The sequence below is a fragment of the Microbacterium oxydans genome (assembly GCF_000956405.1).
Classification (GTDB): Bacteria; Actinomycetota; Actinomycetes; order Actinomycetales; family Microbacteriaceae; genus Microbacterium; species Microbacterium oxydans_C.
In genome coordinates this window covers 1-15,024 of the sequence record NZ_JYIV01000021.1, presented here as the reverse complement: position 1 = coordinate 15,024, position 15,024 = coordinate 1, and the positions used below count along the sequence as shown (strand labels likewise).

Annotated in this window: 11 protein-coding genes, 1 pseudogene and 1 riboswitch; of the genes and pseudogenes, 1 reads left to right on the top strand and 11 read right to left on the bottom strand. The window is 67.1% G+C overall.

Annotated elements, in window-relative coordinates; translation table 11 throughout:
- Positions 1–76: 76 nt before the first annotated feature.
- Positions 77–973, bottom strand: coding sequence for a hypothetical protein (locus RN51_RS05600; RefSeq protein WP_052674604.1), 897 nt, complete (start codon positions 971–973; stop codon positions 77–79).
- Between the two features lie 197 nt (positions 974–1,170).
- A complete protein-coding gene (gene typA / locus RN51_RS05595) occupies positions 1,171–3,084 on the bottom strand; it encodes a translational GTPase TypA (RefSeq protein WP_045263072.1) in 1,914 nt (637 codons plus the stop codon).
- 102 nt (positions 3,085–3,186) lie between these two features.
- Between typA and RN51_RS05590 the strand changes: the two genes are divergently transcribed.
- On the top strand, positions 3,187–3,993 hold the full coding sequence (locus RN51_RS05590) for a CPBP family intramembrane glutamic endopeptidase (protein WP_045263071.1): 807 nt from the start codon (positions 3,187–3,189) through the stop codon (positions 3,991–3,993).
- Between the two features lie 17 nt (positions 3,994–4,010).
- Here RN51_RS05590 and RN51_RS05585 read toward each other — a convergent pair whose 3' ends face one another.
- The 9 genes and pseudogenes from RN51_RS05585 to RN51_RS18365 all read right to left on the bottom strand — a co-directional run.
- On the bottom strand, positions 4,011–4,577 hold the full coding sequence (locus tag RN51_RS05585) for a PH domain-containing protein (protein WP_052674603.1): 567 nt from the start codon (positions 4,575–4,577) through the stop codon (positions 4,011–4,013).
- A 2-nt stretch (positions 4,578–4,579) separates the two neighbouring features.
- A complete protein-coding gene (locus RN51_RS05580) occupies positions 4,580–6,253 on the bottom strand; it encodes a dipeptide ABC transporter ATP-binding protein (protein WP_045263070.1) in 1,674 nt (557 codons plus the stop codon).
- Positions 6,250–7,191, bottom strand: a complete 942-nt coding sequence (locus RN51_RS05575; RefSeq protein ID WP_045263069.1) for an ABC transporter permease — start codon at positions 7,189–7,191, stop codon at positions 6,250–6,252. Before RN51_RS05575 ends, RN51_RS05580 begins: the two co-directional genes overlap by 4 nt.
- Complete coding sequence (locus tag RN51_RS05570) at positions 7,184–8,110, bottom strand: ABC transporter permease (RefSeq protein ID WP_045263068.1); 927 nt, start codon at positions 8,108–8,110, stop codon at positions 7,184–7,186. The genes RN51_RS05575 and RN51_RS05570 overlap by 8 nt, the downstream gene beginning before the upstream one ends.
- Positions 8,111–8,214: 104 nt before the next feature.
- The gene (locus RN51_RS05565) at positions 8,215–9,849 is read right to left on the bottom strand and encodes a peptide ABC transporter substrate-binding protein (RefSeq protein ID WP_156149106.1); all 1,635 of its coding nucleotides are present in this window, start codon (positions 9,847–9,849) and stop codon (positions 8,215–8,217) included.
- Between the two features lie 228 nt (positions 9,850–10,077).
- Positions 10,078–12,927, bottom strand: coding sequence for an aminomethyl-transferring glycine dehydrogenase (gene gcvP, locus RN51_RS05560; RefSeq protein WP_045263164.1), 2,850 nt, complete (start codon positions 12,925–12,927; stop codon positions 10,078–10,080).
- Positions 12,928–12,988: 61 nt separating this feature from the next.
- Positions 12,989–13,366 (bottom strand): glycine cleavage system protein GcvH, encoded by a 378-nt coding sequence (gene gcvH / locus RN51_RS05555; RefSeq protein WP_045263067.1) that lies wholly within the window; start codon positions 13,364–13,366, stop codon positions 12,989–12,991.
- Entirely contained in the window at positions 13,363–14,487 is a 1,125-nt protein-coding gene (gcvT, locus tag RN51_RS05550) for a glycine cleavage system aminomethyltransferase GcvT (RefSeq protein ID WP_045263066.1), read from the bottom strand. The genes gcvH and gcvT overlap by 4 nt, the downstream gene beginning before the upstream one ends.
- A gap of 155 nt (positions 14,488–14,642) precedes the next feature.
- Positions 14,643–14,737, bottom strand: a riboswitch (glycine riboswitch).
- Positions 14,738–14,885: 148 nt separating this feature from the next.
- A pseudogene (locus RN51_RS18365) lies at positions 14,886–15,024 on the bottom strand (ABC transporter ATP-binding protein); the annotation flags it as partial.

The following is a 15,024-nucleotide window of genomic DNA, read 5'->3' as shown; positions in this document are numbered from 1 at the left end:
CGCCCCCAGCCGTCAGGGTCACGGTAGCGCTCGACGACCGCCTTCGGCTACCAGTTCAGTGGCTTCGCGGGTGCGCTCAGTACCAGTTCATCGCCTGGGAGTGCGACCAGGCGCTGCAGGGAGTGCCGTACACCGAGGAGATGTACCCGAGACCCCAGGCCACCTGCGTGGCCGCGTTCGTCTGCCAGTCGGAGCCAGCGGAAGCCATCTTGCTGCCGGGAAGCGCCTGCGGGATGCCGGTCGCACCGCTCGGGTTGTACGCCTTGTAGTTCCAGCCGGACTCCTTGTTCCACAGCGAGTTCAGGCAGGAGAACTGGTCGCCGCCCCATCCGTACGTGCTCGACATGATCTGCTGGGCGGCCGCCTTCGCCCCCTCGGGCGTATTGGCAGCTGCCAGGGCGGCTGCGGCCTGCTGCTCCGCGGCAGCCTGAGCCGCCGCCTGCTCCGCCGCGATCCGCGCAGCCTCTTCCTCGGCCTGCTTCTGCTGCGCGGCCGTGAGAGCGCCACGCAGCTCCGCCGTGTCCGCGACGACACTCGCGGTCTCCTCCTGCGCCTTGTCGGCGAGGACGCCGACGAGCAGCACGGGCGTGACCTCGCTGTCGTCGAGCTTCTCGATGTCGCTCTCGAGGTCGGAGGTGTCGACGGAGGTCACGGCTCCCACATCGAGGCCGGCGGCGGCGACCTCAGCACTCAGGGTCTCGGCCGCGGTGACCGCGTCCTTCGCCTGCGTCAACGTCGCGGAGGCGTCTTCCGCAATCTGTGCCAGGGGCTGGGCACCGGCGAGTGCAGGCGCGGTGACAGCGGCAGCGGGGCTCATGGCTCCCACCGCGGGGGTGGACGCCAGGCCGACGCTCAGGGTGATGCCGACCAGAGTCGCCGATGCGACACCGAGGATGGTCATGGGGCGGTGGGCGGCGTTTCGAGCGGATGCCGCCGCGGAGGCGCGCCGAAGCGCACGGGTCTTCTGAAGCATTGGGTTCGACTTTCGGGTTGTCGTACGCCCCTTTTAGGAGACTCATCGGGAGCTCGTCCCGGGCGCAAGTGAACCACTCTGAACGATGAACCTGAATGAAAACCATCCCTCACCTGGGATTTACATGAGAAGAGGGCCCCGTGCACGCCTTTCGGCGGCACGGGGCCCTCCCACTCGGAGCGTGTCCGAAGCTGTGCTCAGACGCTCGCGTCCTGTCGCTTCAGGCGTGCGGTCTCGCGCGCACGCGTGTTCGCGTCGAGGTTCACCTTGCGGATGCGCACCGCTTCGGGCGTCACCTCGACGCACTCGTCGTCGCGGGCGAACTCGAGGCTCTCCTCCAGCGTCAGCTGACGCGGAGGCGTCATCGACTCGAAGGTGTCGGAGCTCGCTGCACGCATGTTGGTGAGCTTCTTCTCCTTGGTGATATTCACGTCCATGTCGTCGGCGCGGGAGTTCTCGCCGATGACCATGCCCTCGTAGACCTCCTGCGTGGGCTGCACGAAGAAGGACATGCGCTCCTGCAGGGCGATCATCGCGAACGGAGTGACGACACCCTGGCGGTCGGCGACGATCGAGCCGTTCTGACGCGTCGTGATGGAGCCGGCCCACGGCTCGTAGCCGTGCGAGATCGCGTTCGCGATGCCGGTGCCTCGGGTCGTGGTCAGGAACTCGCTGCGGAAACCGATCAGGCCGCGCGACGGGACGATGAACTCCATGCGCACCCAGCCGGTGCCGTGGTTGGTCATGTTCTCCATGCGACCCTTGCGGTTCGCGAGCAGCTGGGTGATCGCGCCGAGGTGCTCCTCAGGCGTGTCGATCGTGAGGTGCTCGAACGGCTCGTAGGTCTTGCCGTCGATCTTCTTCGTGACCACCTGCGGCTTGCCGACGGTGAGCTCGAAGCCCTCGCGACGCATGTTCTCGACGAGGATGGCGAGGGCGAGCTCGCCTCGACCCTGCACCTCCCACGCATCCGGACGTCCGATGTCGACGACCTTGAGCGAGACGTTGCCGATGAGCTCCTTGTCGAGACGGTCCTTGACCATGCGAGCCGTGAGCTTGTGCCCCTTGACCTTGCCCATGAGCGGCGAGGTGTTGGTGCCGATCGTCATGGAGATGGCGGGGTCGTCGACCGTGATGGCCGGCAGTGGACGCACATCCTCCGGGTCGGCGATGGTCTCACCGATCGTGATGTTCTCGAATCCGGCGATGGCGACGATGTCGCCGGGGCCGGCGGACTCGGCCGGGTAGCGCTCGAGCGCACGGGTCTTCAGGAGCTCGGTGACACGCGCGTTCTGGTGCGTGCCGTCTGCGCGCACCCAGGCGACGGTCTGGCCCTTCTTCAGGGTGCCGTTGAAGATGCGCAGGAGGGCGAGACGGCCGAGGAAGGGGCTGGAGTCAAGGTTCGTGACCCAGGCCTGCAGCGGGTGCTCGTCGTCGTACTCCGGGGCCGGCACGTGCTCGAGGATCGCTTCGAAGAGCGGCTCGAGGTCGTCGTTGTCCGGGAGCGTGCCGTCGGCGGGACGGTTCTGCGAGGCGGCGCCGGCACGGCCGGAGGCGTAGACCACCGGCACGTCGAGGAGTGCATCCACGTCGAGGTCGGGCACGTCGTCGACCAGGTCGGAGGCGAGGCCGAGCAGCAGGTCGTGTGCTTCCTCCTCGACCTCGGCGATGCGCGCGTCGGGACGGTCGGTCTTGTTGACCAGGAGGATCACGGGGAGCTTCGCCTCGAGCGCCTTGCGCAGCACGAAGCGGGTCTGCGGCAGCGGGCCCTCACTCGCGTCGACGAGCAGCACCACGCCGTCGACCATGGACAGGCCGCGCTCGACCTCGCCACCGAAGTCGGCGTGACCGGGGGTGTCGATCACGTTGATCGTGATCTCCTTGCCACCGGCGTGCTTGCCCTTGTAGGTGATCGCCGTGTTCTTGGCGAGGATCGTGATGCCCTTCTCACGTTCCAGGTCGTTCGAGTCCATGGCGCGCTCATCGACGTGAGCGTGTTCGCCGAAGGAACCCGTCTGACGCAGCATGGCGTCGACGAGTGTGGTCTTGCCGTGGTCGACGTGCGCCACGATTGCGACGTTGCGGAGGTCAGAACGGAGGGCGTGCGCCATGCAGGTGTCCTAAAAGATGTGGGGTTTCGCCGGGAAGCCGACGTTCCAGGATAACGCAAGCTCGGGGCTGGTTCCTGAAAAGCAGGTCGTAGCATCGAGATCGTGACCCGACCGCAGGCTCCGTGGGAGCTCCCCGACCTCTCCCCCGCCCCCTCCCGTGCTCGGCTGTGGTGGGAGATCGCGATCGTCCTGGCGCTGGGCCTCGGCCAGTCCGCGGTCTACGCGATCGTTCAGCTCGCGTACCGCCTCACGGACGATGTGCCGATCGCCGATCAGGTGGCGAAGCTCAATCCCTCGCGGAGCGACAGGGAGATCTTCGACCTGATCTACCAGGTGCTCGCCATCGGATTCTCGCTCGTCCCCGTGCTGCTGGTGTGCTTCCTGCTGTGGCAGTCCCGCCGCCCGCATCTGGCGCGACTGGGCCTGGACGGCACCGGGATCGCGAAGGACGCGGCCCGCGGCATCCTGCTCGTGCTCGCGATCGGCATCCCCGGCCTCGGCCTCTACCTCGCCGGGAGGGCGCTCGGACTCACGGTGGCGATCGATCCGGCGGGGATCGACGCGTACTGGTGGACCGTGCCCGTCCTGCTGCTCGCCGCGGCCCGTGCCTCCCTGCAGGAGGAGTTCGTCCTGCTCGGATACCTCTTCACCCGGCTGCGCCAGCTCGGATGGAGCCCCTGGGTGATCATCGTCTCCACGTCGATCCTGCGCGCGAGCTATCACCTGTATCAGGGATATCCCGCGTTCATCGGCAACCTCGCGATGGGGCTGCTGTTCGGCTGGCTGTATCAGCGCACCGGGCGGTTGATGCCGTTCCTCGTCGCGCACTTCGTGATCGACGCCGCCGCCTTCGTGGGGTACCCGTGGGCCGCATCGACGTGGCCCGAGCTGTTCGGACTGCCGAGCTGAGCCCTGGCCTCAGGTCACTACGCCGCGGTTCCGACGATGGCGATCGCTCCCAGCGCCCAGAACACGATCACCGCAAGCGCGATCAGGGCGGGAACGTCCCAGGTCCGACGTACAGACGAGTTCGCCGGTGACGCCGCCGCCCACAGGTCACGGATGTCCGCGAGAGCGCGGAACCCGGCAGGGGCCTTCGGCTCGGCGTCGTCGCCTCGTCCCGGTCGCGGCGGACGCGCACGTGCAGGACCGCCGTAGCAGGAGAGCTCACGCCCGTCATCGAGCGAGAACAGCAGCTGCCAGCGAAGGTCGATGTCGCGCACGTTCCCCCACCCGAAGCTGGTACGACGGAGCAGGTTCTGCACGACGACGCCTTCGGCATCCACGCGCACCGAGGAGACGTAGCTGAGCTCGTACACGACCCACAGCGCGAGCAGCACCCACGGAGCCAGGAGCAGCATCTGCGCCCAGCTGCCCCGCAGGACGGCATCACCCAGGAGGAACAGCGCCAGGAGCGCGCTCAGGATCAGGATGACCGGTCCCGAGGACGCGCGATAGGTGCGCGCGCCCTCGGGGTGCTGTGGCTCGGTCACCGTCAGCGACCGCCGAGAGGGATCGATGCCCCGGGGATCGCCTTGAGCAGACGGTCGGTGTACTCCTGCTGCGGGTTGGCGAAGATCTCGTCGACAGTGCCCTGTTCGACGATCTTCCCCTTCTCCATCACGCACACCAGGTCGCTCGACACGCGGACGACGGCGAGGTCGTGCGTGATGAACAGATACGTCAGGCCGAGCTCGGACTGCAACTCGGCGAGCAGCTGCAGGACCTGATCCTGCACCAGCACGTCAAGCGCCGACACCGCCTCGTCGAGCACGATGATGTCGGGCTTGAGAGCCAGCGCTCGAGCGATCGCGACGCGCTGACGCTGTCCACCGGACAGCTCGTTCGGGTATCGGGTGGCGAGCACGCGCGGCAGCGAGACCTGATCGAGCAGCTCCTCGACGCGTTCGCGCTGCGACGAGCGATCGCCGACGCCGTGGATCTGCATCGGCTCAGCGATGGTGTTGCCGATGTTGCGCAGCGGGTCGAGCGAACCGTACGGGTCCTGGAAGACCGGCTGCATGCGACGACGCAGGCCGAACGCCTGCGCGTTCGACAGCTTCGACACGTCCACACCGTCGATCTCGATGGTGCCACTGGTCGGCTCCTCGAGCTTCAGGACCATCTTGGCGACCGTGGACTTGCCCGATCCCGACTCTCCGACGAGAGCGAGGGTCTTGCCGCGCGGGATCTCGAAGGACACGTTGTCGACCGCACGGAAGGCTTCGCTGCGGAAGTTCCCCTGACGGATCTTGTAGTCCTTCGTGAGGCCGGCGACCCGCACCGTCGGAGGGATGGCAGCGAGGTCTTCGGTCGTCTCGATGCCCCGGTCCTCCACCACCGCTTGGATGCGCTGCGAGGCGACGCTGGGCGCCGCGGCGACCAGACGCTTCGTGTACGGGTGCTGAGGGTCCTCGAGGATCTGCCGGCTCGGACCTGCCTCGACGATGTTGCCGTTGTTCATCACGATGATCTTGTTCGCACGCTCGGCTGCGAGGCCCAGATCGTGCGTGATCAGAAGCATCGAGGTGCCCTTGTCCCGCGTGAGCGAAGCCATGTGATCGAGGATCACGCGCTGCACCGTCACGTCCAGCGCGGAGGTCGGCTCGTCGGCGATCAGCAGCTTCGGGTCGGCGGCGAGACCGATCCCGATCAGCGCGCGCTGTCGCATTCCGCCCGAGAACTGGTGCGGGAACTGATGCAGTCGCTTCTCGGCGTCAGCCAGCCCCGCCTGCTGCAGGACCTCGACCGTGCGCGCCTTGGCGCTCCCACGATCTCCCGCGATGCCGTTCGCTCGGATCGCTTCCTTGACCTGGAAGCCGATGCTCCAGACCGGGTTGAGGTTCGACATCGGGTCCTGCGGCACGAAGCCGATGTCCCGGCCGCGGACGGCTTCGATCTGGCGACGGTTCAGCGTCGTGAGCTCTCGCCCCTCGAGCGTGATGGACCCGCCGGTGACCTGTCCGGTTCCGGGAAGCAGGTTCACGATGGCGGTCGCCGTCGTGGACTTGCCCGACCCGGACTCGCCGACGATGGCGACGGTCTCTCCCGGCATGATGTCGAAGCTGACTCCGTGGAGCACTTCGCGCAGCCCCTCCTGGGTGCGGAAGGCGACCTTCAGGTCGCGGACGCTCAGCAGAGGGACCTGTTCGGTGATGCGCTCGCTCATCGGCGTGCCCTCGCCTTCGGGTCGAGGGCGTCTCGGATGAGCTCGCCCAGGGTCACGAACGCCAGCACCGCCAGGGTGAGGGCGATCGACGGATAGATGAGAGCCATCGGAGCGACGCGAAGCGAGGCCTGGGCTTTCGCGATGTCGTTACCCCACGACATCACATTGCTGCCGAGACCCACTCCGAGGAACGAGAGCGTGGCTTCGGCGACGATGGCCGCAGCGAGCCCGAGGGTCGAGACGACGAGAAGCGGAGCGATCGCGTTCGGGACGACGTGATTCACGAGGATCCGGAACTTCGACTGCCCGAGAGCCTGGGACGCCATCACGAAGTCGGCCTGTCGCACTCGGAGCACCTCCGCTCGCACGACTCGCGCGGTGGAGGCCCAGGCGAAGGCGCCGATCGCGAAAGCCAGGGTCCACACCGAACGGGCGTCGCGGAACACCGTCATCACGACGACGGCCGCGAGGATGTACGGGATGGCGAAGAAGATGTCACCGATGCGCGACAGCAGCCCGTCGAGCCAGCCGCCGTAGAAACCGGCGAGGGCTCCCATGATCAGGCCGAGCACGGACGAGATCACCGTGGCGATCAGGCCCACGGCCAGCGACGTCTGCGATCCCCACACGATGCGGGCGTAGATGTCGCATCCCTGGAACGTGAAGCCGAGGGGGTGTCCCTCGGTCGGGCCGCCGTTGCTGTTCGACAGCTGGCAGTCGTCGTTCGGCGGCGTCGTGGTGAACAGCGTCGGCCACAACGCCATCACGAGGAAGAACAGCGCGAGCGCGATCGAGAACCAGAACAGAGGACGACGGCGCAGGTCGGCCCAGGCATCCCTCCACAGGTTGCTGGGCTTGTCCGAGATGCGGACGGCGTCGACAGAGATCGACTCGGTCTCGACCGGGGCGACGTAGTGCTGCGGAGTGGTGTCAGGCATAGCGGATCCTCGGGTCGAGCAGACCGTAGAGCAGGTCGATGAGAAGGTTCACCAGCACGTAAAGGATGACGAACACCGTCACGAACGAGACCACCGTCGGGCCTTCGCCGCGCTGGATCGCCTGGAACAGCGTGTTACCCACACCAGGAACGTTGAAGATTCCCTCGGTGACGGTCGCACCGACGAGCAGCACGCCGAAGTTCGTGGCGGAGTTGGTGATGACGGGGATCAGCGAGTTGCGCAGCACGTGCACGGGAAGCACGCGACCCCTGGACAGTCCCTTGCTGTAGGCGGTGCGCACCCAGTCCTGGTTCAGGGTCTCGATGACGGAGCTGCGCATCAGACGCATGCTCACGGCATAGAGGCTGAATCCGAGCACGATCGCCGGAAGCCACAGCCCGCCCCAGTCGTTATCCGCACCCACGGTGGGTTTGAACCATCCGAGCTGGATCGCGAGGAAGTACTGTGCGAGGAACGCGACCACGAAGATCGGGATCGCGATCGCCACGAGGGCGACGACGAGCGACACGTTGTCGAACAGCTTGCCCTTGCGCAGCGCCGAGATCGTTCCGATGATGATCGCGAGCGTGAACTCGATCCCGATCGCCATGACAGCGAGGCGCCCGGTGACGGGGAGGGTGGCTGCCAGGACCGCCGAGACCGGACGACCCGAGTAGGTCGTTCCGAGGTCACCCTGGAAGACGCCGGTGATGTAGTACCAGTACTGCACGATGAACGGGTCGTTCAGGTGGTACTGCTCGCGGAGCTGTTCGATGACAGCCGGGTTCGGGGTCTTGTCCCCGAACAGAGCGAGGATCGGATCGCCAGGCATGGCGAACACGAGGAAGTAGATGAGCAGGGTGGCTCCGAAGAAGACCGGGATCACCTGCAGAAGACGTCTCAGAATGTAACCGAGCATCCGCTTGTCCCTTCTTAGAGGGGTGAGAGAAGCGAGGCGAACACAAGCCTGTGAGGCGGTGACGAAGAATCGTCACCGCCTCACAGGTGAAGTGCCGTCGGGCTTTACTCGCCGGCCTTCGTGATCTCGTAGTACAGCGGAACCGAGTTCCAGCCGAACGTCACGTTGCTGACGTTCTCGCTGAAGCCGCCGGTCACGTTCGAGTACCACAGCGGGACCGCCGGGAGGTCCTTGAACAGAACCTCCTGCGCCTTGGTGAAGTCCTCGATCTGTGCGTCGGCGTCGGGGTTGCTGATGCCGGCCTTGATCAGGTCATCGAACTCGGGGTTCGAGTAGTCGCCGTCGTTGGAACCGGCGCCCGTCGCGTAGAGCGGTCCGAGGAAGTTGTACAGACCCGGGTAGTCGGCCTGCCATCCCGAACGTGCAGCGGTGGTGATGGTGCGGTCGTTGACCTTGGTCCGCAGGTCCTGGAAGGTCGGGTACGGGTCGCCGGACGCCTCGATGCCGAGCGTGTTCTTGATGCTGTTGCTCACCGCGTCGACCCAGGCGTCGTGTCCGCCGTCTGCGTTGTACGCGATCTTGAACTCGCCGTCCCAGGGGGCGATGGCGTCGGCCTTGGCCCACAGCTCCTTCGCCTTCTCGGGGTCGTAGTCGAGGACCTCGCTGCCGGGGACCGAGTCGGACCAGCCGTCGATGACCGGCGACGTGAAGTCCTTCGCGGGCGTACGCGTGCCCGAGAAGATCGTCTTGGTGATCTCGTCGCGGTTGATCGCCATGGAGATCGCCTGACGACGCAGCTTGCCCTCTTCGCCGCTGAAGTGCGGCAGGAACTGGCCGATCGTGAACGACTGGAACACAGCGGAGGGCTGGTTCACGGCGCGGTCGCCGAGCTCGTCGGTGAAGACCGCCAGGGAGTTCGTCGGGATCGCGTCGATGACGTCGACCTCGTTCGACAGCAGGTCGGCGTAAGCCGCTTCCTGCGTCGCGTAGAACTTGATGGTGAGACCGCCGTTGGCCGCCTTGCGACCGCCGTCGTAGTCGTCGTTGCGGACGAGCTCGATCTGGACGTCGTGCTGCCACGCGTCATCGCCGGCGATCTTGTACGGGCCGTTGCCGATCGGGTTCTGCCCGAAGGCGTCCATGTCCTCGAAAGCGACATCGGGCAGCGGGTAGAACGCGGAGTAGCCGAGACGCAGCGCGAAGTCCGAGGCCGGCTTGTTCAGCGCGATGGTGAAGGTGTAGTCGTCGACCTGCTGCAGGCCGGTCAGCTCGGAGTCCTCGTCGTAGCTGAAGCCCTCGATGTCCTCGAAGAAGTAGCTGGAGAGGTGGCCGTTGGAGAGCTTCGCGCCCTCGTTCCACGCCTTGATGAAGTTGTCGGCGGTGACTTCCTCGCCGTCGGTGAAGGTCTCGCCCTTCTTGAGCTTGACCGTGAGGTGCTGGGGGTCGTCGGTGGTGATCTCCTCAGCCACATCGTTGACCGGCTTGCCATCGGCGTCGTAGTAGATGAGCCCAGCGAAGATCTCGTCGAGGATCTTTCCGCCGCCGACCTCGTTGGTGTTGGTCGGGATCAGCGGGTTCTCCGGCTCGGACCCGTTGGTGGTGATGATGGCGTCCGCGTCGACGTTTCCGCCGGCGTCGCCGTTCGATCCGTTTCCGCCACCGCTCGCGCAGCCCGCGAGCGCCAGGGCGCCGATCGCGAACAACGCGGTGCCCGCAAGGGCGATCTTGTTGCGCTTCACTTTGTGTCCTCCTGTGGACATTCGGGGTTCTGCGTGCGCGTCGTCGAGCACGCAGGGATACCTGAGCGTAACCCGCCGTCTCCGTAACCACCGCTCTCAGCTAACGAACTGTTACTGAGTGGTGACCATCTGTAACACCGGCGAAACACCCCGAAACACCGCGAAACAACGAGACGATGCCGCACTTCCACCCGGAAGTGCGGCACCGTCTGCGCAGATGAGCAGGGCTCAGGCGAAGGCCTCCACAGGCGGGCAGGCGCACACGAGGTTCCGGTCGCCGTAGGCCTGGTCGATGCGGCGCACGGGCGGCCAGTACTTGCCGGCGACCAGGGCGTGCACGGGGTAGGCGGCTTCCTCCCGCGTATAGGGGTGCTTCCACTCCCCCGCGATGAGCGACACCGCGGTGTGCGGCGCATGCACCAGCGGGTTGTCATCCGCAGGCCAGCGCCCGGCAGCGACGGCCTCCGCCTCGGCCTTGATCATGACCATCGCTTCGATGAAGCGCTCGATCTCGTCGAGGTCCTCCGACTCCGTCGGCTCCACCATGAGCGTGCCCGCGACGGGGAAGGACATGGTCGGCGCGTGGAAGCCGTAGTCGATGAGGCGCTTGGCGACGTCGTCGACCGTGATGCCGGTGGCTTCTTTGAGCGGACGAAGATCGAGGATGCACTCGTGCGCCACGCGGCCGTTCTCACCGGTGTAGAGCACGGGGAAATGGCCGCCCAGACGCTCGGCCATGTAGTTCGCCGAGAGCACCGCCGCCGCCGTGGCGCGACGCAGACCGTCGGCACCCATCATGCGGACGTACGCCCACGAGATCGGCAGGATCCCCGCGGACCCGTACGGAGCCGCCGAGATCACACCGCCGTCGAACGTGTACCCGCCGAAGTGCTCGGCGCGCTGCGCGAGCGGGTGCGAGGGAAGGAACGGCGCCAGGTGCGACTTCGCCGCCACCGGACCGATGCCGGGCCCTCCACCACCGTGCGGGATGGCGAACGTCTTGTGCAGGTTGAGGTGCGAGACATCGCCGCCCAGGTCGCCGAAGCGCGCGTAGCCGAGCAGCGCGTTGAGGTTCGCTCCGTCGACGTAGACCTGGCCGCCGGCGTCGTGGACGGCAGCCGTGATCTCGACCACCTGCTCCTCGTACACGCCGTGCGTCGAGGGGTAGGTGATCATCAGGGCCGACAGGTCGTCGGCGTGCTGGGCGATCTTCGCGCGCAGGTCGTCGAGATCGACGTTGCCGAGCTCGTCCGTGGCGACGACGACGACCTTCATTCCCGCGAGCACGGCCGAGGCCGCGTTGGTGCCGTGCGCCGAGGACGGGATGAGGCAGACGGTGCGGTGCGTGTCGCCGTTCGCGTGGTGATATCCGCGGATGGCGAGGAGGCCGGCCAGCTCACCCTGCGAACCGGCGTTCGGCTGCAGGGAGACCGCGTCGTACCCCGTGACCTCGGCGAGCCAGCCCTCGAGCTGGTCGATGAGCTCGAGGTAGCCCTGCACGTCGGACGCCGGAGCGAACGGGTGGATCCCGGCGAACTCGGGCCAGGTGATCGCCGCCATCTCCGTGGCCGCGTTGAGCTTCATCGTGCACGAGCCCAGGGGGATCATGCCGCGATCGAGGGCGTAGTCCCGGTCGGAGAGACTCTTGAGGTACCGCATCATGGCGGTCTCCGAGCGATGGGAATGGAACACCGGGTGTGTGAGGTACTCGTCCTGGCGGAGCAGATCTTGCGGGAGTCCCCGCAGCTTGTCTCCGCCGAACATGCCGAACGCCCGGTCGTTCTTGCCGCCGAAGACGTTCGTCACCTGGTGCAGCTCGCCCAGGGTCGTGGTCTCGTCGACGGCGATGCCGACCGTGTCGGCGTCGGCGACGTGCAGCAGGATGCCGTGGTCGTCGTGGGCCCGAGCGGCGAACTCCGCCGCACGGCCGGGGACGCGCACCTGCAGGGTGTCGAAGAAGTCCGCGTGCACGACCTCCACGCCCGCCTCGGTCAGCCAGTCGCGCAGCAGCGCCGCCTTCGCGGTCGTCTGGGTCGCGATCTCCCGCAGCCCGTCCGGACCGTGGTAGACGGCGTACATCGACGCCATGACCGCGAGCAGCACCTGGGCGGTGCAGATGTTCGAGGTGGCCTTCTCGCGGCGGATGTGCTGTTCGCGCGTCTGCAGCGAGAGCCGGTAGGCGGGCTTGCCGTCGGCATCCACCGACACTCCGACGAGCCGACCGGGGAGCTGACGCTCGAGGCCGGAGCGGACCGCCATGTAACCGGCGTGCGGACCGCCGAAGCCCATCGGCACACCGAAACGCTGAGTCGTGCCGACCGCGACGTCCGCACCGAGCGAACCCGGCGACGCGATCAGCGTGAGCGCGAGCAGGTCGGCGGCCGCGACCGCGAGAGCACCGGAGAGGTGCGCGGCATCGAACACGGCCGAGGGATCCCAGACCCGTCCGGAAGCGCCCGGGTACTGGACGAAGACACCGAACAGATCCGCAGGGAGCTCCTCCCCCGCGGCGAAGTCGACCGTGACGATGTCGATGCCGAGAGCCTGCGCGCGAGTGGCCAGCATCGCCTTCGTCTGCGGGAGCGCGTCCGCGTCCACCGCGAACACGGTCGACGCCGACTTCGACGCACGCCGCGAGAGCAGCATCGCCTCGACCACCGCGGTCGACTCGTCGAGCATGGACGCGTTGGCCGTCGTGAGACCGGTGAGCTCCGAGACCATGGTCTGGAAGTTGATGAGCGCTTCCAGACGCCCCTGGGAGATCTCCGGCTGGTACGGCGTGTAGGCCGTGTACCACGACGGGTTCTCCAGCACGTTCCGCTGGATCACCTGAGGCGTGATGGTGCCGTAGTAGCCGAGGCCGATCATCGGGCGGTTGACCGTGTTGCGCGAGGCGAGCGCGCGCAGCTCGGCGAGAGCCTCGGTCTCGCTCGCCGCGGAGGGGATGCGCGACGGCTCGTCGCCCGCACCCGAGGGGCCGGTGTAGATCGACGCGGGCACGGCCTGGCGCATGAGCGCCTCCACCGGGCTCAGCGCGCCGTCGGCCGCTGCTGTGTCGAGACCGAGTGCGGCGAGCATCGTGCGCTGCGCAGCATCCGTGGGTCCGATATGACGATCGGCGAAAGTGACCACTGGCGAATCAGCCCTCCGTGAGTGCGACGTAGGCGTCGCGGTCGAGCAGTCCGTCCAGCGCATCGGCGGCGACGGAGACCTTGAGCAGCCAGCCGCCCTCGAACGGCGCGGCGTTCACCAGCGACGGGTCGTCCACGGCCGCATCGTTGATCTCGACGACGGTTCCGGAGACGGGCGCGTAGAGCTCGCCGACGGACTTCGTCGACTCGATCTCACCCACCACCGCACCCGCGGTGATCTCGGTGCCGACGGCGGGGAGCTCGACGAAGACGACGTCGCCCAGCTTCTCGGCGGCGTAGTCAGTGATGCCGATGGTCACGGTGTCGCCGTCGGCGGCGATCCACTCGTGCTCTTCGGTGTAGTGGAGTGCGGCGAGATCGGTCATTTGGTCCTCCGGTAGAAAGGCAGGGCGGTCACGGTCGCGGGGATCTTCGTCCCCCGCACATCAAGGAATACTGCGGTTCCCTCCTCGGCGGAAGAAGGATGCACGTAGGCCATCGCGATCGGATGGCTGAGAGTGGGGCTGAGGGCGCCGCTCGTGATCTCGCCGAGCACGGCTCCGTCCTCGGCGACGACGGCATACCCGGCGCGGCCTGCGCGCTTGCCGTCGGCGACGAGTCCGACGAGGACCGACGCCTCCGACGCCTCGGCCGACTCCGCGAAGGCGGCGAGTGCCTGCTTGCCGACGAAGCGCTCCTTCGCGGTCACGACGACACGTCCGAGACCGGCCTGCGAGGGTCGGGTGTCGAGGCTCAACTCATGCCCGTAGAGCGGCATCCCCGCCTCGAGACGGAGCGTGTCACGCGCAGCCAGACCGGCGGGGACGAGTCCATGCTTCTCGCCCGCCGCGAGCAGGGCGTCCCAGAGCGACGCTGCACGATCGGCGGCGACGAGCAGCTCGAAGCCGTCTTCTCCGGTGTACCCAGTGCGTGCGAGGAGAACGGGCACCCCGTCGTAGCTCGCCGACGCCCACGCGTAGTACTTCTGCTCGGCCCACGGGATGCTCACGTCCGTGATGTCCGCAGTCGCCGCGAGGATCGCCTCGGCGTTCGGTCCCTGCACGGCGATGAGCGCGTAGTCGTCCGAGACGTCCCGCACCTCGACGTCGAAGCCGTCGGTGCGCGAGGAGAAGGCGTCCGAGACGGCGTCGCGGTTGCCGGCGTTCGAGATGACGAGGTAGTCGTCGTCCTGCAGACGGTAGACGATCACGTCGTCGATGATCCCCCCGGACTCGGCGAGCAGGAGCGAGTACTTCGCTTTGCCTACTGCGAGCGCCGAGAGACGCCCGGCGAGAGCGTTGTCGAGGAAGTCGGCGGCACCGGTGCCGCGCACCGTGAACTCGGCCATGTGCGAGATGTCGAAGATGCCCGCGTTCTGGCGCACGGCGTGGTGCTCGGCGAGGTCGGAGGTGTAGCGCACCGGCATCTGCCAGCCGCCGAAGTCGGTGAACGACGCACCGAGCGCCTCGTGGCGTTCGCGCAGCGGGGTGTAGCGGGGGTCGGACATGGAGTTCTCCCGGGCTGTGTCGGGCGGAACAGCGGCATCGCCGTTCCTCGGAACTCCCCCTCTGTCATGGGCCTGAGAGCTTCACCCGTGCGCGGAGGCGGGGGCTTTCACCGTCGGCGGATCCGCACATGACACGGATCGCTTTTCAGAGTGGCCGGAACCGCGCGGTACGCGTACCTGAGAGATTGGCGGGGAGGCTTGCTCCTTCGGTGCCCGGCTGCGTTCGCCGGGGCTCTCCCGCGTGGTTCATTCGGCCTGTCTTCAGTTGTGGGTTCAGTCTAGCCTGTGCCCTCGTGCACGCCGAGACCATGCTCCCGTCGCACTTTCTGTCGCTTGGACGGAGTCAGAGCGACAGAAAGTGCGACGGGAGCAAAGGGATGACCGGCGCGGCGGGGTCCTCAGGGAGCGATGCCGAGTTCGGTGCGGACCTCGTCGCGGAGGCGGCCGAGGTTGTCGGGCTCGGGTGCTGCGCCGAGGAGTGTCTTGGTGTACTCGTGCTGCGGGTTCAGGATGACCTCGTCCGCGGGGCCACGCTCG